General features: G+C 58.2%; 1 pseudogene. It reads left to right on the top strand.

The window, feature by feature from the left end:
• Positions 1-127: 127 nt before the first annotated feature.
• Positions 128-313, top strand: a pseudogene (locus SxD43FB_RS23965) (transposase); the annotation flags it as partial.
• Positions 314-479 lie beyond the last annotated feature (166 nt).

Genomic DNA, 479 nt, shown 5'->3' with positions numbered 1-479 from the left:
AAACGCCCCGGAAAGGGCGACATCGCCACCTGCTGATCCGGCTCCGGGCTACGCCCTACGCCGCATCAGCAGGTGGCGATTCTCATCTTGATTGACGCTGCTCTCTCATCCTGATTGTCGCGCGGCAATCAAGCGGCGCACCGATGTCGTCGGTATCTTCACCGACGAAGAGGCAATCACCCGCCTTGTTGGCGCTATCCTTCTGAAACAGAACGACGAATGGGCCGTCCAGCGCTGCCGCTGCATGACACTTGAGAGCGTCTCAGGTTTAAGCGATAATCACATCATCACAATGCCTGCCATGGCAGCTTGATCAGCCCGGCTTAGCCGGAGGTCGCTGTGACTACCGCAGGCGAACCTACACCACTTAACGTAATCGCCACACTCGACCTCCGCTTTGTTGCGGTAGGATGTCATTGCCGCTTCGGCGCTCGGCCGGAGTCGAACGTGGAGGACGTTATGGGAGTTTTTGCAGCACT

This window comes from Sphingobium sp. D43FB (genome assembly GCF_002312805.1).
GTDB lineage: Bacteria > Pseudomonadota > Alphaproteobacteria > Sphingomonadales > Sphingomonadaceae > Sphingobium.
The sequence above is the reverse complement of the archived record's forward strand: the minus strand, read 5'-3'. Positions and strand labels throughout refer to the sequence as shown.